The organism is Candidatus Vondammii sp. HM_W22, from assembly GCF_022530855.2.
Lineage (GTDB): Bacteria > Pseudomonadota > Gammaproteobacteria > Chromatiales > Chromatiaceae > Vondammii.
On the sequence record NZ_CP099567.1, the window covers coordinates 419661 to 441185 of the forward strand.

16 protein-coding genes and 3 pseudogenes are annotated in these 21525 nt (G+C 51.0%); 9 read left to right on the forward strand and 10 right to left on the reverse strand.

Annotated elements, in window-relative coordinates; genetic code table 11:
- Positions 1 to 184: 184 nt before the first annotated feature.
- The 7 genes and pseudogenes from MN084_RS02365 to MN084_RS02395 form a co-directional block, all read right to left on the reverse strand.
- Positions 185 to 1461, reverse strand: a pseudogene (locus tag MN084_RS02365) (IS5 family transposase).
- Positions 1462 to 1626: 165 nt separating this feature from the next.
- Positions 1627 to 1762, reverse strand: a pseudogene (locus MN084_RS02370) (IS1595 family transposase); the annotation flags it as partial.
- A 176-nt stretch (positions 1763 to 1938) separates the two neighbouring features.
- Positions 1939 to 3243 carry a dihydroorotase gene (locus MN084_RS02375; RefSeq protein WP_241084991.1) on the reverse strand — a complete coding sequence of 435 codons (1305 nt, stop codon included), beginning with the start codon at positions 3241 to 3243 and terminating at the stop codon, positions 1939 to 1941.
- Entirely contained in the window at positions 3240 to 4256 is a 1017-nt protein-coding gene (locus MN084_RS02380) for an aspartate carbamoyltransferase catalytic subunit (RefSeq protein ID WP_445083935.1), read from the reverse strand. The genes MN084_RS02375 and MN084_RS02380 overlap by 4 nt, the downstream gene beginning before the upstream one ends.
- Entirely contained in the window at positions 4220 to 4714 is a 495-nt protein-coding gene (gene pyrR / locus MN084_RS02385; RefSeq protein ID WP_241086018.1) for a bifunctional pyr operon transcriptional regulator/uracil phosphoribosyltransferase PyrR, read from the reverse strand. Before pyrR ends, MN084_RS02380 begins: the two co-directional genes overlap by 37 nt.
- 43 nt (positions 4715 to 4757) lie before the next feature.
- Positions 4758 to 5147, reverse strand: a complete 390-nt coding sequence (ruvX, locus tag MN084_RS02390; protein WP_241084989.1) for a Holliday junction resolvase RuvX — start codon at positions 5145 to 5147, stop codon at positions 4758 to 4760.
- An 11-nt stretch (positions 5148 to 5158) separates the two neighbouring features.
- Entirely contained in the window at positions 5159 to 5722 is a 564-nt protein-coding gene (locus MN084_RS02395; protein ID WP_241084988.1) for a YqgE/AlgH family protein, read from the reverse strand.
- A 240-nt stretch (positions 5723 to 5962) separates the two neighbouring features.
- On the opposite strand from MN084_RS02395, the pseudogene MN084_RS02400 reads away from it, so the two are divergent.
- A pseudogene (locus tag MN084_RS02400) lies at positions 5963 to 6918 on the forward strand (IS5 family transposase).
- A gap of 95 nt (positions 6919 to 7013) precedes the next feature.
- On the opposite strand, the gene MN084_RS02405 reads toward MN084_RS02400, so the two are convergent.
- Genes MN084_RS02405 through gshB form a run of 3 tightly spaced genes read right to left on the reverse strand, consistent with a single transcriptional unit; the run spans position 7014 to position 9936 of the window.
- Positions 7014 to 7913: an energy transducer TonB gene (locus tag MN084_RS02405; RefSeq protein WP_241084987.1), complete on the reverse strand. Its 900-nt coding sequence runs from the start codon at positions 7911 to 7913 to the stop codon at positions 7014 to 7016.
- Complete coding sequence (locus MN084_RS02410) at positions 7910 to 8989, reverse strand: FAD:protein FMN transferase (RefSeq protein ID WP_241084986.1); 1080 nt, start codon at positions 8987 to 8989, stop codon at positions 7910 to 7912. Before MN084_RS02410 ends, MN084_RS02405 begins: the two co-directional genes overlap by 4 nt.
- Positions 8986 to 9936 carry a glutathione synthase gene (gene gshB, locus MN084_RS02415; RefSeq protein WP_241084985.1) on the reverse strand — a complete coding sequence of 317 codons (951 nt, stop codon included), beginning with the start codon at positions 9934 to 9936 and terminating at the stop codon, positions 8986 to 8988. The genes MN084_RS02410 and gshB overlap by 4 nt, the downstream gene beginning before the upstream one ends.
- Positions 9937 to 10208: 272 nt before the next feature.
- Here gshB and MN084_RS02420 point away from each other — a divergent pair, with 272 nt between their 5' ends.
- The 8 genes from MN084_RS02420 (at position 10209) to MN084_RS02455 (ending at position 21135) form a co-directional block, all read left to right on the forward strand.
- Positions 10209 to 10535, forward strand: a complete 327-nt coding sequence (locus MN084_RS02420; RefSeq protein WP_241084984.1) for a hypothetical protein — start codon at positions 10209 to 10211, stop codon at positions 10533 to 10535.
- 121 nt (positions 10536 to 10656) lie between these two features.
- Entirely contained in the window at positions 10657 to 11397 is a 741-nt protein-coding gene (locus MN084_RS02425; protein WP_241084983.1) for a rhodanese-like domain-containing protein, read from the forward strand.
- Between the two features lie 73 nt (positions 11398 to 11470).
- Positions 11471 to 11872, forward strand: a complete 402-nt coding sequence (locus MN084_RS02430; protein ID WP_241084982.1) for a response regulator — start codon at positions 11471 to 11473, stop codon at positions 11870 to 11872.
- Between the two features lie 95 nt (positions 11873 to 11967).
- The gene (locus MN084_RS02435) at positions 11968 to 12336 is read left to right on the forward strand and encodes a response regulator (RefSeq protein ID WP_241084981.1); all 369 of its coding nucleotides are present in this window, start codon (positions 11968 to 11970) and stop codon (positions 12334 to 12336) included.
- A gap of 4 nt (positions 12337 to 12340) precedes the next feature.
- The gene (locus MN084_RS02440) at positions 12341 to 12886 is read left to right on the forward strand and encodes a chemotaxis protein CheW (RefSeq protein WP_241084980.1); all 546 of its coding nucleotides are present in this window, start codon (positions 12341 to 12343) and stop codon (positions 12884 to 12886) included.
- 70 nt (positions 12887 to 12956) lie between these two features.
- Positions 12957 to 14999, forward strand: coding sequence for a methyl-accepting chemotaxis protein (locus MN084_RS02445; RefSeq protein WP_241084979.1), 2043 nt, complete (start codon positions 12957 to 12959; stop codon positions 14997 to 14999).
- Positions 15000 to 15095: 96 nt separating this feature from the next.
- Positions 15096 to 20672, forward strand: a complete 5577-nt coding sequence (locus MN084_RS02450) for a hybrid sensor histidine kinase/response regulator (RefSeq protein WP_241084978.1) — start codon at positions 15096 to 15098, stop codon at positions 20670 to 20672.
- On the forward strand, positions 20656 to 21135 hold the full coding sequence (locus MN084_RS02455; RefSeq protein ID WP_241084977.1) for a chemotaxis protein CheW: 480 nt from the start codon (positions 20656 to 20658) through the stop codon (positions 21133 to 21135). Before MN084_RS02450 ends, MN084_RS02455 begins: the two co-directional genes overlap by 17 nt.
- Positions 21136 to 21525 lie beyond the last annotated feature (390 nt).

Consider the following 21525-nt stretch of genomic DNA (forward strand, 5'->3'; position numbering starts at 1 on the left):
TAGTATTTCTAAAGTGTTTTTACTTTTGCCATCCCGACTCTTCCCCTTTCAAACCTGATCTTCCCGATTTATATTTCCTCCCGGATATTTATCTCAGAGGGTATTATCCAGCAATCCGAAATGCTCACTGTGGTCATAGATAACCCATCTACTTAGTCGACCCTGAAATATTCATTCCAGGCACTTAATAATACTGTTGTTTCTGTTTTGCAAACAGGAACAACAGTATGGACATGATATTTTTCAGCACAAAAAGAACCTCCCTCATCCATTTTCTGAAGTTGAAGGCAGCCGCCGCCATAAGCAAGTTAATCTGATCCCCGGCAAAGCCTTTAAGAAAGTTCCTTTTTAGCCTGTGGTCACTCTTTAAGTGACCACAGGCTCAATGCCAGCTCGTTTTCTGAAACGTTTTCTGGCTAATGCCATGGCTTCTTCTGAGGTATTCTTCCTAGCAGGCTTTGGCGTTACTATCTGGGTGTCATTAACCTTTGATTTGCCCCGATAACCTCGATCAGCAATACCCACTTTGGGTACTCGATTGATGAGACGTTTCACCTGTGCCAAGACCTCAGGTACGGTGTGACCATCAAATACATTCTTCTCAAAAGCCAGGGCACCAATCACAATGCCCGCGTCCCTTGTGGTGGTGATTGATGCCTTGGTGCCAAACTCATAACGCTGCTGGGCCTTGCCTTTGCTCATACAGTAAACATGAGATTCATGTAGGCTGTACAACTTGTTTTTATCAGCACGCTTCTGATTCAGCATGCGCTGGTACAGGGCGAACTTTTCTGCATAGAATTTCTGTTGTTCTCCGGTCATCTTACGCTGTATTTCACGCAGTAATCGGCCGCTGATGGTCTTTAATCGCTTGACGGCCTTACGTGCCTTTTTACGATTCCTCGGATGTGTGGCAAATCGGGTGGGGAGCTTGAGAATTTTTACTTCCTTCTCATGGCTTCGACTGAGCACGATACCTTCTGCTCGGGCCATCTTGAGTAACTGCCCGTGTATCTTTCGGTACTGCTTTGCATCAGTTGGAAAGGTAATGTTTTTCTCTTGTACGGTAGTGTCGATACACATTTTATCTTCGATCGCCTTTTCTTGATGTAAGGCGATAGAGGCAGCCAGGACCTTTTCAAAACCTTCTTTGCCAATACGCTTTCTGAAGTAAGTCAGGTCGGAGGGGTCACAAGGAAGTTGCCATTGGAATTCGATCTCACCCGTAAAACTCGGGTAGTAGGGATTTTGTATCCAGCGTTGAATCAGAACCTCGTCACTGAGGTCTTCCAGATGCTTGAGTATCGAGAGGCCCTCCATTAGGCGGATGGGTTTTGAGGGCTTTCCAAGATGAGAATAAAGCGGGGCAAATTCAGCATCAAAATATGACCAGTCTATCTGTCTGGCCAGTAGCAAAAGTGGATGCTTGGGGTTCAGCTGATCCAGTAAGTTCTGGTGCAGGAAACTTTGCTGGTTGGGATTGGCTGTCTTGCGGTTTGCTCAATTATCCACCTCTGTTTCGTCCAGTTTTTCTCTGCTTTTACCCCTTTCACGGACGTTTATTTTATCAAATTTAGACGCTTATTTTATATAAATCATTGCGTTATGAATATTTTAGGGTCGACTAATTCGGTGAAAGTAATGTCCCGCCGTTGTTTTATTGACGCCAACTAAAGAGGCGGCCGTTCGTGCTGTTGTACCCGTTACGAATAACTCCATTAGCCAACGTTTGCTTGTACCTATTTAATCTGCTCTTTCTCACTTTGCCATCCTAAAATAATTTATTTATCTAGGACAGCTCCTTCTTTTGTTAATCAATTTACTCTTTTCGTGGCTTTCGTGGCTTTCGTGGCTTTCGTGGCTTTCGTGGCTTTCGTGGCTTTCGTGGTGAGTTATAGATTTCCGGACGGACATTAGTTACACAACTCACCGCCCAATTTAGCCGGAGTGGTTACTCTTTCCCCTCTCATAGACTATTTTGCCCTCGAACAGGGTATGGGTTACTTGGCCGGTGAACTCCCATCCAAGAAAAGGGGTGTTGTGTCCTGCGCTCAGCATCTCGCTCTGTTTAAACTCCCAATGCTGTTGTGGATCAAAGATGCAGATATCGGCACTGTTTCCGGGGTCGAGCCTGCCATAGGGAAGTCCGAGGATTTCAGCAGGGCCGCTGGTTACCCTGGCAATGGCTCGGGCCAGAGTAAGTACACTCTCTTGGACCAGCTTCAGTGTCAGTGGCAAGAGTGTTTCAACCCCGGAGATACCGGGTGCTGTGGCCGGGAAAGGGGCCTCCTTTGCATCTGTCTCGTGGGGCTGGTGGTCAGAGCAGATAGCGCTGATCACGCCTTTGGCGATGGCCTCACGCAGGGTGTTGCGGTCGGTCAGACTACGCAGCGGTGGGCTTAGATGGCAATTGCTGTCAAAGCCCTCAATATCCATTTCTGTCAGATGCAGTTGATGGGCAGCCACGTCTGCAGAGACTGGCAAGTGTTGCTGGGATTGCTCAATCAGGCGGGTGGCTGTGCCACTGGAGAGCGTATGAAAATGGATACGGCAGCCGGTGTGCTCCGCCAGGGTGAGATCACGTGCCACAGCGACGGACTCCGCCGCTTCCGGGATCCCGGGCAGGCCGAGCCGGGAGCTGACCTGCCCCTCATGGGCGCACCCGCTGTTCTTCAGATCAGGATCTTCCGGGCGCAGAAACGTAATAATGCCAAATGTTGCCGCGTACTCCATGGCGCGGCGCTCTACCAGTGTATTTGCCAAGGGGATATCACCGTTGCCAAGAGCAACGCATCCGGCCTGCTGCAGGGCGGACATTTCGCTGAGTTTCCTCCCGTCTAATCCCTGAGTAAGGGCGCCAATGGTCAAAACTCTGGCGTTTCCAGCCTGCTTGGCCCGCCTGAGCATCAATGCGACAACCGCTGGTGTGTCAATTACCGGGTCTGTGTCAGGTGGGCAGCAGAGTGTGGTGATACCGCCTTTAGCCGCGGCAGCTGTCTCACTGGCAATCGTCGCTTTATGCTCTTGTCCCGGTTCGCGCAGCCGGGCGCTGAGATCCACCAGCCCGGGACAGACTACCTGTCCGGTGGCATCAATGGTCCTGTCCGGACTGAATTCTGCCGAGGCTTTTCCGATGGCGGCAATTTTTCCATTAATTACATAGAGGTCGCAGATGTCATCAATGTTGTTGGCAGGATCGATCAGGCGGCCGTTTGAGATAAGAATGCTGCGGTGTGGATTCATTGTGCCGATCCTTCCTGGGCTTGAGTGCCCATGACCATGGACATTACTGCCATGCGGGTGGCAATGCCAAAACTCACCTGCTGCAGGATCACGGATCTGGGTCCGTCAACTACCTGGGAGTCGATCTCGACCCCTCTGTTGATCGGGCCCGGGTGCATGACAATGACATCGCTGTCGGCTACCTGGAGTCTCTCCTCCGTCAAGCCGTAGAGGCGAAAATACTCATGCTCGCTGGGGAGAAGGGTGCCCTGCATGCGCTCTTTCTGCAGTCGCAGCATGATAATGACATCGACATCCCGAATGCCGGACTCCAGGTCGTGGTAGACATGGACGCCCATGGTGCGTGCATCGGTCGGTAACAGAGTTCTGGGGGCGATGATTCGTACTTCTAACGTTCCCAGCGTATTCAGCGCAAGAATCTGCGAGCGTGCCACGCGGGAGTGGAGTACATCGCCGACAATGGCTACCCGCAGACCGGTAAAGTCGCCTTTGTGGCGCCGTATGGTAAACATATCCAGCATCGCCTGGGTCGGATGGGCATGTTGTCCGTCACCGGCATTGATTATGCAGACATGAGGGGCGGCGTGGCGGGTAATAAAATGTGCGGCTCCGCTGTCTGCATGCCGCACCACAAACATATCCACGTGCATCGCTTCCAGATTGTGTAGGGTGTCGAGCAGGCTTTCACCTTTGCTTGTGGCTGAAGTGCTGATATTGAGGTTGATGACATCGGCTGACAGTCTTTTGGCCGCCACTTCAAACGTGGTCCGGGTACGGGTGCTGTTTTCGAAGAAGAGATTGCAGATGGTCTTGCCGCGCAAGAGAGGTACCTTTTTAACCGTTCGTTCAGAAATGCCGGTAAACGATTCGGCCGCGTTCAGTATTTCGGTCAGTAGTGTCCGGCTAAGTCCGTCTATGGTGAGAAAGTGTTTCAGCTTTCCCTGGTGATTGAGTTGGATGCCTGGATTATTCACGGTTACTCCTGACTCATATCTCTGGCTTTCTGTTTTGATTGGCCAATAACCAGTTCCAGCGGGGCCGGGCCGATCAGGGTGATGTGTTGTTCCGGCTTCAGGGGTGGCCTCGCGCCGACAACCCCCGGCTGAATCGGCAGCTCCCGTCCACTGCGTTCAATTAGGGTGGTCAAGGTAATGGAGGCAGGCCGTCCATAATCAAATATCTCATTCATTGCAGCCCGGATGGTGCGGCCGGTCTGGAGGACATCATCCACCAGGATGATGTGACGTCCATCCACTGAGAATGGAATCTGCGACGGTTTGACCTGGGGGTTCATGCCGATGCGGGTAAAGTCATCGCGGTAAAAAGAGATGTCCAGGGTGCCGAGTGGCTCTGCTATTCTCAACTGCTGATGCAGGCGTTCAGCCAACCAGGCTCCGCCGGTATGGATGCCGACCATTACCGGGTCAGTGATCTGTTGCAGCTCCAGGCGGGTTTTGATGGCCTGTGCCATCTCATTGATCAGGCCATCGATATCAGCAGCCTGCAGATAGATTTTATTTTCGTTCACTTAACCAAGTTTCCAAAATCAGCTTAGCCGCGATGGCATCGAGTTCTTCAAAGTTTTTTGGTGCACGGTCCAATTGCTGACGGGCAATCATTGAGGTCAGTCGCTCATCGGCCATATGCACAGGCAGGTGGTAGCGTCCCTCCAGCTGCCGGGCAAAGCGGCGAGCACGGCCTGCAATTTCCGCCTCGCTATCGTCCAGGTCGTATGGCAGTCCCACTACCAGCGCCTCGGGAAGCCACTCCTTGATCAGTTTGCTGATGCTTTCCCAATCAGGCTTTTGATGAACTGCTCTCAGGGTGGTTAGTGGGGTGGCTGTCCCCGTCACTGTTTGTCCGATGGCAATGCCGATCTTCGCTGTGCCGTAGTCAAATCCCATCAAGCTCGCCATCAAGCATGCCCTGCATCGCTGGAAAGCAGTGTAATATCGACGCCGAGGGCTTGGGCTGAAGCTTTCCAGCGTTCGTTTGCTGGCAGGTCGAAGAGGATCGCCTTTGTTGCCGGACCATTCAGCCAGGCGTTGGCGCTCAGCTCATCTTCCAGTTGTCCACCACCCCAGCCGGCATAGCCTAGTGCGATCAGACTTTTTTCCGGGCCTTCGCCGCGGGCGATGGCCTGTAGAATATCTCTGGACGTGGTGATGCTGGTGGTGGGCGTGATCTGCAGGGTTGAGTCCCACACCTTGCCGATAGTGTGCAGCACGAACCCGTGCTCCGTTTGCACCGGCCCGCCCGCATAGATAGTTTGTTCGCCAAACGCCGTATTTTCATTGTCGATATCCAGCTGTCCCAGCATATTGTTGAGATTGAGGCTGGAAGCCCGGTTGATCACAATGCCCATTGCGCCCTTCTCATCATGTTCGCAGATATAGGTGACAGTATGATGGAAATTTGCATCATCCAGCCCCGGCATGGCGATGAGTAGGTTGTTGGTCAGGCTCGTACCTTTATTCATACCCCATAGTATCGGGTGCTGATGATATCACCGCAACCTTATCTTGCTAACCCGGGCTGTAACTGAGCGATAGGCCCGCTAAGTGTGCACAAAATTTATGCCTTCTCGCAAACCAGCAGCAGGGCGCTGTTGAGAAAACAGCGAGGATGTCGAACGACTAGAGGATTAAGGGAGCCTCTAAAAATCTTCCCATACAAGCGATATTATAGTAACCAACTCAAACAATCATTGATAAAAGCCATGCAACCGGTTTTTTTTGATCATCAAGACCGACTTGAACTTCTTGAGCAACAGGGAGATCCGCGGCCAAAGCTGGAAAGGACCATAGACTGGGAGGCTTTTCGGGTATTGTTGGGCTCAGTTTATAAAAATAGTGATACCAGTAAAGGTGGCGTCCACCTTACGATGGGGTACTGATGTTCAAGGTGTTGGTCCTACAGCATTTGTTCAATCTGTCCGGTGATCAAACAGAGTTCCAAATACAGGATCGCTATAGCTTTTGTCGTTTTCTTGGGTTGAGCCCGGAGGCTAAGGTACCCGATGCTAAAACAGTTCGGGTATATCGTGAGCGCCTGAAAGAACGGGGCCTTGTTGGTAAACTCTTTTCAGAGCTGTTGATCCAAATTGATGCAGCAGGCTTCAGTGTTCGCAAGGGGCAGATTGTAGATGCCGCTATCGCTCCACCAGTACCCAATCAACGTAATACACGAGAGGAAAATAGGCAGATCAAAGCCGGAGACAACCCTGAGACATGGGGTGATAACAAACGCCGCCAGAAGAATGTTGAAGCCCACTGGACCATGAAGCATGGCAAAACCCACTATGGGTACAAAAACCACATCAGCATAGACCGGAAGCACAAGGTCATTCGCAAGTACGCCATCACATCAGCTGAAGTCCATGATAGTCAGGTCTTTGAGGAACTGCTGGATGAGAGCAACAGTAATGGCAGTGTCTGGGCTGATTTTGCTTACCGCAGTCAGATTCATCGCAAGTCGACACGCAAACGCCCTTTGAATGAACGGGAGCAAGAGGCAAACCGAAAACGATCAAGAGTTCGGGCTCGAGTTGAGCACGTGTTTGCCCAGCAGGCCAATCGACTAGCGCGTAGCATCGGGCAAGTCAGGGTCGGCGTGAAGATTGGTATGATGAATTTGGTGTACAACATGCGTCGATTGGTGTGGCTGGCCGGATGAAGCGGGGTAATGGACATGGATGTTGTCAGAAAAATTGAGCATGAAGATACCGGGCTCTCCAGATTTGCTAGAGACTATTGGCCTTTGTCGGGCTTTTAGAGGTTCCCTTGTTTTGAAAACAGCCGGTTGGTACCGAGAAACTGCCAGACCCGGGTGATTACAATAATATTTGTCTCTTCCCTAATCTCTGCCGGAAAGGGTGCAAAGGGAGCTGAAAGTTTGACGATACGTATGGCGGCGGTATCCAAAAGCTTATAGCCGGAAGTTTTTCTTATACTAACGGATCTTACTTGTCCGTCCTGCTGGATCATCACCTGCAGGACAAGATTGCCATAGAGCTTTCTACGCCGGGCATCGTCCGGGTAGTTGAGGTTGCCGATACGCTCAACCTTGCGGCGCCAAGCAGCCTGATAATTGGCATATTTGTACTCTTGTGTGCTGGCAGTAATAAATTTTTTGCGGGGGCGCTTGGCGTAGGCCTTGGTTTTTCTGTCCAGTTCAGCTGTTAGCCTAATAATTTCTTGGTTTGAACTCGTTAGAAGCTGGGCTACTGTCACTTTTACTTTTTTCGGTAGTGATGGCTTTTTTTTCGGCTCAACGGTTATCTTTTTTTTCGCTAGTGCCTTCTTGGTAAGCACTTTTTTCGGTTTTTTCTTCTCCGGTGCAGGTGTTGGCGGTGTTACCGGTAGATTCCGCTCAACCGGGGCCGATGTTAGTGTCGATGGTACGTCCACTGTTTTAGGACGAATCTTCTCCTGCTGCTTACCCCCCCCTGACTGTGAGGTCTGGGCGAGGAAATCCACCTTCTCCGGCTCTTCAGCTTTTTTGGGGTGCTGAACAATCATGATCTCCAGGGTTTTGTCCGCTGGGGGCTTTTTTTTCGGCTCCTCCAGGTTAAAGCTGATGCCGAGAATAAGGGTGGTATGAAAGACAATGGTGACGAAGAGGGTAAGCCCAAAACGGTCCGCCGGGGAGATGCTGGCTGCAGCACTCATGAAATCCGCTCAGCTGACTCATGCATCGTTATCGTGAGCGGGGGGCTGATGATGATATCCCGGGTCTCATCAAGCAGTTCCAGACGTTTTTTCATCGCCGGATTCATATGCAGTCGGCCTGCTGAATCGATCAGCAGTACGTAGTGAATTCCCATCTGCTGCGCAATTTTGTGCCACTGGTCAGGACCGGCGATAAACAGGGCGGTGGCGGCGGCATCTGCAATGGTTGAGTCACTATGGATGACAGTGACTGATGCGGTGCCGATAGCCGGGTAGCCGGTCCGTGGGTCGATGATGTGATGGTATCGTTTCCCTTTCCAGATGAAGTTACGCTCATAATCACCAGAGGTGAAGATGCTTTCATTGCCGTGGGTCTGAATCGAGGCAGTCACCCCTTTGCCGCTGGGATGTCGAATGGCGATACGCCAGGGGGTGCCGTTGCGGGAGCCGATGGCACGCAGGTCGCCTCCTGCGTTGAGAATGGCATTTTCTATTCCCATTTCTTGTAGATGCTGAATTGCCATGTCGATTCCGTAGCCTTTTCCGAATGCCCCAAAGTCCAGTTTGACGGAGGGATTTTCGCTGTTTATTTGTATCCCGGCGAGTTTCAGATCATCCATTCTTGGATTGCTTTTCAATAGGGTAGCAATCAGTTCGGGAGCGGGGGGTTGGTGGTCATCCGGGTCGTCACTATGAAAGCCCCAGGCATCGATCAGTCGGCCGATGGCTGGATTGAAGAGATGGTCACTCTGGTCTGAGAGTGCCTGTCCGCGCCGGATTAATGGGAGCACCGAGGGTGGCACAGAAAAGGGTTTTTCCGTCTGAATCAGTCGATTTACCCTCCCTAGTGGACCCGGATCCCACGCATGCCAGGATCGATGCATCTGCTGAAAGTCTTTCTCAATAACCTCGGTAGCCGTTTCTGACCGGTCCCGGGTAGTTCCTGCAATGGTCAGGTCGACGAGAGTGCCAAAAGCGAGAAATTGAGTGGTATGAACCGGCTGGTTCTGTTCGCAACCGATGAGGAGAAACAGGCTGGCGACTGCCAGCAGCAGCGATGGAACTGCCTGTTTCATACGTCGAGTTTCTCTTCAATTTTGTCCAGCAGGTCTGCGCTGATGTTGAGGCCGAATTGAGCGTCAAGTTCCCGGATGCAAGTTGGGCTGGTTACGTTTATCTCTGTCAGGTAATCACCTATGACATCTAGCCCTGCGAATAGAATGCCGCGTTTTTTAAGGGCGGGGCCTACCTGGAGGGAGATCCAGCGATCCTGGTCTGAAAGCGGGCGCCCCTCGCCCCGGCCTCCGACGGCAAGATTGCCTCTGGTTTCGCCTTTTTTCGGAATACGGGCAAGTACGTAGGGGACGGGTTCTCCATCGATCATCAGGATGCGTTTATCACCCTGACTGATTTCAGGTACAAATTTCTGAGCCATGGCATAGTGCTTACCGTTATTGGTCAGTGTTTCAATAATCACGTTGATATTCGGGTCACCCTCTCTCGCTCTGAAGATGGAGGTGCCGCCCATCCCACCTAAAGGCTTCAGAATGATGTCTCTATGCTCCTCCATAAAGGCAAGGATTCTGTGATGACTTCTGGTCACCAGAGTGGGGGTGCAGCACTGGGGGAACCAGGCAGTAAAGAGTTTCTCGTTGCAGTCCCTCAGGCTTGAGGGGCTATTGACGACGAGGACGCCGCGCTCTTCTGCCTTCTCCAGCAGATAGGTGGTGTAGACATACTCCATGTCAAAAGGTGGGTCCTTGCGCATCAGGATTGCATCCAGTTCATCCAGCGGGGCTGCTTCGTCGCCCAGAAACTGAAACCATGTCTGGGGATTTTCTTCCACCCGGAGTCTGCGCATGCGCGCATAGGCTCTGTCGTCACAGAGAAACAGGTCGCCCTGCTCCATGTAATAGAGCTCCCAGCCTCGGGCCTGAGCCTCCAGCATCATGGCAAAGGTGCTGTCTTTCTTGATGTTGATGAACCCTATCGAGTCCATTACTACTCCGATAGAAATGGTCATGGAGCAATGATACCTGAGGCGAAAGGATTTGTCGGCGCTAGAATTAACAGGCATCATGTCCCTATAAGTGCTGCCGATACAGTTAATACACAGATCTGTTCAGAGTGCCCAAGCTGGCGCCGTGAGTACCCCCAAGCGTAAATAGAAAAACTGGGGCAGAGGAGGCTGATTTATCGATGATTACTAGAGTGTGCTGGCAATCACTGCCAATTGCGGTGCCTTCATTTTGCCTTTTTTGTCTGGCATTTGCTTGTTTTGTGATCCCGGTCTCTGTGATTGCATCTGAAGAGGATGACTATCTGAAGGCTTTAAGTCTCGAGGTGCAGAAAGTTCAGCGCAAATCGCCTCCAAGTGACAGTGTTCCCGATGCTCAAGATACCTCAAACAAGGTGACCGCTATGGGTTCTGGTGAGGGATTCAGTCCAGATCTGTCGATGGATACATTTGAGGTGGAATTGCAGGAACGCTATACCGGTAGTGCTGTATTTTACGGGAAACTGCAGCGGCGGAGTCAGGAAGAGGTATACCAGGAGTATCGTCGGGGAGCTACTATCTCAGAGGTGCGGGAAAAAATCATGAATCGTTTTTTGCGCCGATGATTAAGGCTTGATCTGCCTGGATTATTTATATACTGGGTGGATTCAGTCAGGAGGCGGACTCTCTAGTTTGAGCGGGTTCCAGGTGCTGTCTCCCCGTGCATTATTAAAGGAGAGGGTGTGAATGAATTTCTATAGCAGTTTGCTTGCCATTCTATTGTTTTTGCTAACCATCGGCAGTGGCTTTGCGATATCAGCGGAAGAGGTGCCCGCTTCCGATGATGAATCGTCGCTTTTCCCCCTCTACAAAGGGAAACCCTATCTGCATGTGATACATCAAGGACGTTCGGTCAAGGTCCATCGGGTAGAGGATCCTGACTATCAGTTTCGCGGTTATTTTGCCAAGACGATACGAAAATGCCCGCCGTTTTGTATTAAGCCGATTCTCGCAGATCCCCGGGTAAAAACCGTTGGAGAGATCGAACTGTTCGATTTTATGGAGAATCAACTGCGCGAGGGTACCGGTGTACTGATCGATGCGCGGACAGTTGGCTGGTATGGCCAAGGAACCATTCCGGGCTCTGTCAATATTCCCTTCACCATTTTGAGTAAAGATATCGGTGATCTGGAAATGGAAGAGGTGATTGAGTCCTTTGGCGTCAAGCAGCGGAAGGATGTTGGTGCCGCGGTGCTTAAGCTTGAAGAGTGGGGCGTATTGGATGGACGCAACAAGACCTCGACCTGGGATTTCAGTCAGTGCAAAGAGCTGATTCTTTGGTGCAATGGCCCTACTTGCGGTCAGTCACCCCGGGCGATACGGGGGTTGCTTAAGGCAGGTTATCCCGCTGAGAAGATCGGTTACTATCGCGGTGGAATGATGATGTGGCAGCTGCTCGGATTGACAACGGTGCTGCCTGAGAGTTGAGTGATCCGTGCGCCCATTCAGAAGATAGGCGCATTTGGCAGATGTTGAAAAAAACAGAAGAGGAAGTCTGGTAATGAGTGAAAATTTCGATACCGACATCTCCGGTTTAAAGGTGATGGTGATCGATGACAGCAAGACAATTCGCAGGACTGCTGAGAGCCTGTTGAAAAAAGCAGGCTGTAATGTGCTGACGGCGACGGATGGGTTTGAGGCATTATCGATCATTGCCGATAGCCATCCCGATGTCATATTTGTCGATATCATGATGCCACGGCTTGATGGTTATCAGACCTGTTCATTGATCAAGAGCAATAGTGATTTTAAAGATACGCCAGTCATTATGCTTTCTTCCAAAGATAGCCTGTTTGATCGGGCGCGTGGAAGAATCGTAGGCTCGGAGCAGTATCTCACAAAGCCCTTTACAAAGGATGAACTTCTGAGTGCTATCCGTGCACATGTACGGTATGCAGCATGATGCCCACAGCCATTGAAAATTGTTGACTGAGGGGGTAAGTAGAGACTATGAGAAGTTTTTTAAGGAGGAACAAGGCATCCTCCGCAGAGCCAGTTATGGGTAGGACGATCCTTGTGGTGGACGATTCACCCACAGAAATACACATTCTCAAGGGGATTATTGAGAAAGGTGGCTATAGCGTTATTTCAGCAAGAGATGGCGAGTCCGGCATTGAAGAGGCGAAGCGTTCCCATCCCGACCTGATACTAATGGACGTTGTCATGCCCGGTTTAAACGGCTTTCAGGCAACGAGGCAGCTCAACAGGGCTCAGGAAACTGCGGCTATCCCGGTTATTCTGGTGACAACCAAAGGTCAGGAGACTGACAGAGCCTGGGGACTGCGGCAAGGCGCCAAAGAATACGTGGTCAAGCCTGTGGCATCGAAAGAGTTGCTGGGTAAAATAAAAAGCGTACTGAACGGCTGATAACATGACAATAGAGACAGCAGATGACGTTATCCGGCTATTGCGGGATATAGAGAAAAGGAGTCGGCAGTTTGTGGCAGGCTTGCCTCAGGAAGAAGAGGATAAGCATTTTTGGGAAGGCGTTCTGTTTATGGCAGCAGGGAGTAGTGCAATAGCCCCTTTGCATGAAGTAAAGGAGATACTCGCTTGTCCCTCGGCACTGACAAAAGTTCCTGGAACAAAGAACTGGATGTTAGGCATTGCCAATATTCGCGGCAACCTGTTGCCGATTATCGATCTGCAACTGTTTCTTGGCGGCACATCAACGACTATTGGACGACGTAGCCGGGTGTTTGTCGTCAATCATCAGGGGCTTTTCGCCGGGCTACTGGTTGGAAAGATTCAGGGTATGCGCCATTTTTCAGACGAGCAGGCTGTCCAGCCATCTTCACTTCCTGAAGCTATCAAACAATATGTTCAACAAGCCTATGAGGTGGATGGGAGTATTTTGCCGGTATTCAGCATAAATATATTGGCTGAGAGTTCAGGCTTTCGGGTGGCGGCCAGTTGATTTAAAGGCAATGACAAGCGAGAGCAGTTTAGCGGCGACAATATTTAGTTTTTTCGGGAGAGGGACTGTAATGAAAAGAAGGTCTGTGAATAAGGAAGGTTCTGCTCCCAATATGATTGTAGTGCTGTTATCTGTCGGATTGCTGGTCACCCTTGTGCTGGCTATGATGACCTTTGTTCATATGTCAAAATGGACCTCGAACAATGCAGCCTACCTGGTGCGATCTGGTGAAATGCGGGTGACTGCGTTGGAGATTGCGGAGTACGCTCTGACGGGAGCTGCGGGTGATCAACGAGCCCTTGGCCAGCTTAAGACCTCGCGCGATTCATTTGAACGCTTGATTACCGAGATAAAAAAAGGTGTGCCCGGTATGGGGCTTCCGCCTTCTCCGGCCTCTGCTAGCAAACAGCTGAAACTGGTAGACAACAGTTGGCTGGAGTTACGACAGAATGCAGAGGACATTCTTTCAAGCAAGGAGTCAATTCTCTCAGTACGCGAATCCGTCAATGTGATCACCGAACTTGTACCACAACTGCAGGAACTTTCACAGCAGGTGGCCTCTGTTCTGGTAAGGGACAATGCAACACCTAAACAGATATCGATTGCTTCGCGCCAGCTGATGCTGGCAGAACGCATCGATAAGAATGTAACCAAAGTTCTGGCTGGCGGCCAGGCAACGGCCGCTGTGATTGACCAGTTTAGCAGTGATGCTGACCGTTTTGGCCGCGTACTTGATGGCATGCTGGAGGGGCGCCGCTCTCTCGGGATTGAAAAAATTGGCAATGATGAGGCCCTGAACAGGCTTCAGGAAGTGGCCGTGCTCTTCAATTCGATCAATGATCATGTCGAAGAGATTATCCAGGAGGTGCCTGCGGTGTTGCCCGCCTTTGAGGCCGCCTCACAGGTGACGGGTATTTCCGATAAGGTCAATGAGCGGGCCCTGGCGTTGGTTAAAGCTTATGAAAAAAATCCGGGACTGGTCTCGATAGCGGGTATCAAGGCTGGTCCGGTGATGCTTAGTATACTGGGCGCTGTCTTCATTATTCTACTTGTCTCCTTGGGTTATGCTCTGCTGCTTGCTTCAAAACGGCGCGAAGAGGAGAGCAGACAGCAGAATGAGAGGAATCAGCAGGCTATTTTGCGATTGCTGGATGAAATGGGCGATTTGGCCGATGGCGATCTGACAGTAACAGTAACCGTCACCGAGGATGTGACGGGGGCCATAGCGGACTCTATCAACTACGCTATCGAAGCCCTACGCAACCTGGTAACGACCATTAATGAAATTTCTGCCAAAGTTTCGACTTCGGCTCAGGAGAGTCGTGCCTCTGCCATGCATCTCGCCGAGGCGAGTGAACATCAGGCAGAGCGGATTTCTACTGCAACAGGCTCAATCAAGTCAATGGGGGAGACGATTGACCAGATGTCTCTGGATGCAACCGAATCGGCGGAAATAGCCCAGCGTTCGGTGGATATTGCTGGCAAGGGTGCCGCCACCGTACGCAAAACTATCCGGGGCATGGACACTATCCGGGAGCAGATTCAGGAGACTTCCAAGCGTATCAAGCGCCTGGGCGAGAGTTCCCAGGAGATTGGCGATATTGTTGAGCTGATTGATGACATTGCGGATCAAACCAATATTCTGGCTTTGAATGCTGCCATGCAGGCGGCAATGGCTGGTGAGGCGGGGCGTGGATTTGCGGTGGTTGCAGATGAGGTGCAGCGGTTGGCTGAGCGGTCAAGTAATGCAACGAAACAGATCGAAGCACTGGTCAAGACCATTCAGGCTGATACCAATGGAGCGGTAAGTTCCATGGAGGCGACCACGACCGAGGTGGTTGCAGGAGCTAAGCTGGCAGAGGATGCCGGCGATGCCCTGAGAGAGATTGAGACGGTTTCCAATAAGATCTCCGACAGAATTCAGTTGGTTTCCAGTGCGGCTCAGCATCAATCATCTGAAGCCGAACGGGTTAATGACACCATGAATGTTATTCAGGAGATTACTACCCAGACTGCAGATGGAACCAATCAGACGGCTGTGTCAATTGGCTCACTGGCAGATATGGCTGATGAACTTCAACACTCTGTAGCTGGTTTCCGGCTTCCCGAATAATATAAGAAAGAGACTTCTGGTCAATATAGAAGTGCAGATCAGAAGTTACAGAAATTGAAAGATATTGGCGAATCTAAGTATGAAGAAAGGCTTGGTATGAGCGACGTTCAAGATCATAGTGCGCTGAAATGGATCAAAGGTGAGCTTGATCTTTCTGCCGAATCAGCCCGACGCTCCCTGGAGGCGTATGTCAACTCTGCTGATGAGGGTACAATAGATGACTGTATCAACAGCCTTCACCAGATACATGGAACTCTGCAGATGGTTCAGCTCTACGGAGCTGCAATGCTTGCAGAGGAGATGGAATTTGTAGCTCTGGCGCTGAAAGAGGGTTCTACGCGCAAGCGAATTGAGGCTGCCGAGGCCATGATGCTGGGGCTGATGCAACTACCAGAGTATCTGGAGAAGATCGAATTCGGTGCCAGGGATATGCCCTTGCTTTTACTCCCTATACTGAATGAGTTGCGGGCCGTACGCGATGCTGCATTGCTGTCTGAGGTGGTCCTATTTGCACCGGAACTAGAAAGCAGGCTTGCTTTATCCCGTGTGAATGGTGCAGCTAATCCCGGACTATCGGAGACCGCTCGTCGCCTCAGAATCAAATACCATAAAGCGCTGCTTGGCTGGTACCGGGGGGGGGGCGATGCCAAGGATGGTATAGAGCGGATAGTCGAGATTTTTTCGCAGTTGACTGACGAATCGGGTACGACCCAGGTGAAGCGTCTATTCGAGGTTGCCCAGTCTGTAGCAGTGGGAATTGGCGAAGGCAGTATCGATACCGGGGTGGCAACCAAGCTTTTGTTGGGAAAGATTGACCGGGAAATTAAAAAAATCATTGACCATGGAGAGTTGCCGGCTGCCGAAGCCCCCGCTAACGATCTTCTGAAGAACCTGCTTTATTATACCGCCTGTGCAGATAGTACTGCTCCGTTGATCCAGAAGATAAAAGCAGATTTCCTTCTGGAGAGCAGCCTGCTTAGTCAGGCTGACCTGGAGGAGGGGCGTGAAGAGCTGCATGAGCCCGGACAGCAACTCCTTGAATCTTTGCGCGGTGCCATAGAGACGAATCTTACTGCTATAAAAGATAGTCTAGATATTTTTATTCGAGGCAAAAGTACGGATTTGGCACGGCTGCAATCGCTTGAGGAGCCTATTCGTAAGCTTGCGGATACCTTGGGGATGGTCGGCCAGGGTGGGTTGCGACAGAGACTGCAACGGCAGGCGGAGAGAATCGCTGAGGTAGGCACTGATAACACGCCGTTGTCAGATCAAGACCTGATGGCAATGGCCAGCGATATCCTGTTTATTGAAGTATCGTTGGCCAACCTCTCAGTGGTCCGTCGGTATCCGGTTCAGAGCAGAAAAGATCACTTATTGCCTGATTTGCCGGATGGCGAGTTTGAACGTCTTATTGACTCTGTGATGCATGAATCGAGAGTTGACTTGGCAAGAAATAAAGAAGCCATTATCGGGTTTATCGAGTCTCCTGAGAATAAGGGTCTGTTGGGTGAAGTGCCCATGCGTTTTAAGGGTATCGCCGGTGCTTTTCGTATCCTTAAACTCCCAGATGCTGCCGGATTGGTTGATTCTTTGGCGGGTTATACTGAGTCTGAATTTCTGGAGCAAGGTGCAGTCCCCTCTTTCGATATACTCAATTCATTTGCCGATGCGGTGACCGGGATTGAGTGTTTCATGGAGGCGGTGGCTGAGGGGAGAGGGATTCAGCCGGATATTCTGGAAGTGACCCGCGAAGCGCTGGAGCAGCTCAATGTTCTTGCTGCAGATGAGATCGAGTATATTGAAGCGGCGGTTGCTGGTGGATCCGAGACGGATGCCTATGATGAAGCCTTGGAAGCTGAAGCGCCTGAGAGTGTCGAGGTTGTAGAAGAGACGCCTCTCCCGGTTGAATTGCCACCCGAAGAGATAGCCTCTTCAGAAAAGCTGCCAATGGATGATATCGATCAGGAGATCCTAGATACCTTTCTGGAAGAGGCGAAGGAGGAGCTTGAGGTTATTCAGGAGTATCTGCCACGCTGGCGTCTGGATCGAAGTGATCAGGATGCAATGGCTACCTTCCGCCGTTCATTCCATACCCTCAAAGGGAGTGGTCGGCTGGTTGGGGCAACGGACATAGGTGAATATGCATGGTCAATTGAGAATCTGCTTAACCGGATAATTGATGAGACTGTGGAGGTTTCCCCCGCTATTCTGGAGTTGCTGGACGAGATCCTTGAGGTACTACCGGTACTTATAGATGCCCAGGAGTCAGGTCAGTCACTGGCTGTTGGTGTCCAGCCTTTGATGGACCGGGCTTTTGCGTTGACTCGTTCGCCAGAGGCACCCGTCAAAGAGACCGCCTATAGCCAGGAGGAGATTGAGCCTCCGGTTTCGGAAGAGGCTATTTCGACAGAGACTCCAGAACTGGAGCCTGAAGATGATAGTTTCATCAGTGCTGATGTTCTGCCATTTCCCCTCCCTGATGGCGAGCAGGAGGACGACAGTGCTACTGCATTGGAAGAGCCATCTGTCGCAATCAAAATGGATGAAACACTTCTAAAAATCTTCTCTTCAGAATCGGCCATTCACATCGAAACATTGAAGCAGTTCCATGACGCATGCGAGAAAAATCCGCTGGATTGCCGGGTGGGTCGTGAGTTGGTTCATGCGCTGCACACACTGCATGGCAGTGCGGATATGGTAGGGGTTAATTCCATTGCAGAAGTAAGCTCCGCGCTCGAGTCCCTGGTGGGCGATCTACAACACCTTGGCCTCTTGGCAGATCTGCTGGCGCTGGATTTGGTTGAACGCAGCATCCATTTGTTCGAAACCGTATTGAAAGGTATCAACGTACCTGAATTCACACTACCCGAGTGGCTGCTGCTGCTGGGCGAGATCAATTTATATCAAGCGATTCCCACGGCGCCTGCAGAAGTGATTGAAACAGACGTTTCAGCAGAGGGCAATGCAGAAGTTATTGCGCTGGAGCCGGTAGAAAGCGACTACGAGCCGGAATTGCAAGTAGAGGTTGAAGCAATTGATTCAGCATCAGTAGACGCCTTTCAGTTCGATGGTGTTGACAATGATGGCATGCCTCTGTTCGAGTCGGAACTTATTGAAACTCCGGTGGAGATCGAACTAGCCGAAGAGATCGAGACAATCGAAGACGTTGAAACGGCAGCAGAAGAAGAAACTGTCGAGTTGCCACAGGTTGTGGATGAAGCAGCGGAAGGAGAAGCTATCACAATGGTGGAACTGGATGTCGGCGAAGATCTGGTCGATATTTTCCTGGAAGAGGCTCAGGACCTTCGGCATGATCTCGAACAGAGTTTGCAGCGCTGGCGGGACGATCCCGCTAACGGAGGGGAGGCTGTTGTCGATCTGCAGCGCACCTTGCATACTCTGAAAGGCGGAGCGCGGTTGGTGGGTGCTATACCTATAGGTGATTTAAGTCATGCCTTTGAATCACTTCTTACGCCAATCGACCAGAAACAGATGCTGGGAGATCGGGGTGTGCTGGTGCTGGCGCAATCTGCGGCAGATTGCCTGGCGGAACAGATCGAAGATTTGAGGCGTGGACCTCGAATGCGTGCTGCGGATGATCTGATAACTCAATTGAAGCAAGGGTTTAAGCACGAGCTGTCTCAGCCAGAGCCGATTTTCGTGGAGAAAACGGAAGCACAGGAGAAAAGGGAAGAAAAGGAATCAAAGGCAAAAAAAGGAGAAGGAAAAGAGGTAAAAGTGGACCGGGCTGAGGAACAGAGCGAGCCAGAGGTCATTATGCAGCGAATGACCACTGGGCAGAAAACAGCCACAGTGCCCGCTCATAGGGAAGGTCGTGAGCAAGTGCGTGTCCGTTCGGACTTGCTTGGTCGGCTGGTAAACAATGCGGGTGAGATCAGTATCTACCGGGCGCGACTCGAACAGCAGAATAGCGCTCTGGGATTCAACCTGATAGAACTTGAGCAGACGGTTGATCGTCTGCGTGGCCAGTTGCGTCAGCTTGAGATTGAAACCGAAGCACAAATCCTGTTTCGTTATGAGAATGAAAAGGACCAGGATGAGAATGAGTCTTTTGATCCATTGGAGCTCGATCGCTTCTCCAGTATGCAGCAGGTTTCCCGGAGTCTCCTGGAGACGATAAACGATCTGGTCAATATTCACACTTTTCTCGATGAGCAGCAGAAAGAGACAGAGACGCTGTTGCTACAGCAATCGCGAGTCTCTACCGATCTCCAGGATGGTCTTCTCCGTACCCGTATGGTGCCCTTTTCACAGATTGTTCCACGTCTCCGTCGCGTGGTGCGACAGACAAGGAAAGAGCTTGGCAACCAGGCAGAGCTCTATCTTCATGGGATAGAGGGCGAGATTGATCGTGGCATTCTCGACCGTATGATTGGTCCTCTTGAGCACTTGCTGCGCAATGCGGTGTCCCATGGCATTGAGATGCCGGCCCGGAGAGAGCGGGCGGGAAAGAGCAGTACAGGAAGTATTGATTTGACCCTTGAACGTGAGGGTAATGACATCCTGATGACTATCTCTGATGATGGCGCTGGCATTCGTATCGACGACATTCGTTGTAAAGCGATTGAGAACGGTCTGCTGGATCCCCTAGCAAATATGCCGGACAGTGATGTTTTACAGTTTGTACTGGAGCATGGTTTCAGTACGGCGGATAAAGTGACTCAGATCGCTGGTCGCGGAGTGGGTATGAATGTGGTGGTCAGTGAGATAAAGCAGTTGGGCGGATCGCTTGATATTACCTCTCTCCCAGGCAAGGGAGCCAGTTTTATTATCCGCCTGCCCCTGACTCTGGCGATATCCGATGCCTTGTTGGTAGAGCTGAACGAAGAGATCTACGCTATCCCCCATACTGGCATTGAAGGTGTGGTCAGGGTTTCCAGGCAGGAGTTGCAAGAGTGCTACAGCGGTCGACAGACCAGTTACACCTATGTCGATCATGACTATCAGGTGCGTTACCTTGGGACCATGCTGGGTAGTGCCCCATTGAGCCTGTCGGAGGGGCGCAAGTGGTATCCCATGCTGCTGGTACGGGCAGGTGAACGCCGGGTGGCATTGCAGGTGGATGGACTGCTGGGTAACCGTCAGGTTGTGGTGAAATCTGTTGGATTGCAGATTGGTTCAGTGAGATGGATCGCTGGTGGAACCATTCTGGATGACGGGCGGGCAGCCTTGATTCTGGATGTGATAGCCTTGGTTCGTACGAATCTAGCGCAGACGGTGATCGAACCCCTGGAGGTGGTCACGGACGGTCTGGAGCCGGGAGTCGGCAAGATGGTTATGGTGGTGGACGACTCTATTACTGTACGTAAGGTGACTGGACGACTGTTGGAACAGAATGGGATGAATGTGGTTGCCGCGAAAGATGGTGTGGATGCGGTGGCCATGTTGCAGGAGCATCGCCCCGATATCATGCTGCTGGATATCGAAATGCCAAGAATGGATGGCTACGAAGTGGCTCGTCACATGCGCAATACGGCAGAGCTGAAGGGTATTCCGATCATTATGATAACCTCCAGAACGAGTGATAAACACCGTAATCTTGCAATAGAGCTGGGTGTTAAACGCTACCTTGGCAAGCCATTCCAGGAGAGTGATCTGTTGAAAAATATATACTCTGTACTGAGTGAGGTGACTGATGGCAAAGAAAAGTGACTCAATAGGGGTTCGTGGTGTACTTCTCCCGTTGCTATCGGGACAGCTGTTGCTACCAAATGTTTCTGTCTCTGAGATAGTTGGCTATCAGGAACCGGAGCCGTTTCCCGATCACTACCCAGACTGGATGCTGGGTCAACTTGCATGGCGTCGGCAGCCGATCCCCCTGATTTCTTATGAGCATCTGCTGGGGTTTCCCTTGGAGCGAGTGGAAAACAGGGCACGAGTCGCCATTTGTTGCACGCTCAATGGTAATGTGGAACGTCCTTATATCGGCATACTGCTGAAATCTGTTCCTCGCCTGGCTCGCGTTAGCGAAGAGACGGTTATCCCTATTAATGACACGGATGATGTCAATGAGATGGTGGCACAGCGGGTGCGGATTAATGGCCAGGATGCCTGGATTCCTGATCTTGATGCACTGAAATCGGCGATAACCGAGTTGACTCAGTCAGATGTCTGATCGGCGGGTAAGTTCTCAAACTTCAGTGCGGTTAAGGTTACGATTTAATGCCTCAGACAATAGACGAGAGCCTACGCGTCAACATATTTTATTTGTACATCGGAAAACCAAATATCTCGCCACCGCTGGGTTCTTTCTCGGTCGGTTTAGTACCGTGGGAGAAACCACGGTTGCCTGTAAAAAGCGGGTATTGCCATTAACTGCCTTGCTGCTGATATTAACCCGGCGGACATTTACATATAATATATGCTTGTGTGAAAAAGGATGCACGCAAGTTCAGCACTGAGCAACAAGAACCCCTGGCCATCGCGAAGCGAGGACTAAAAAATGTACACCGTTGCCTGATTGAAGCTCAGAAGTAAAAAATCATTGAAGCGATTCGGGATCATA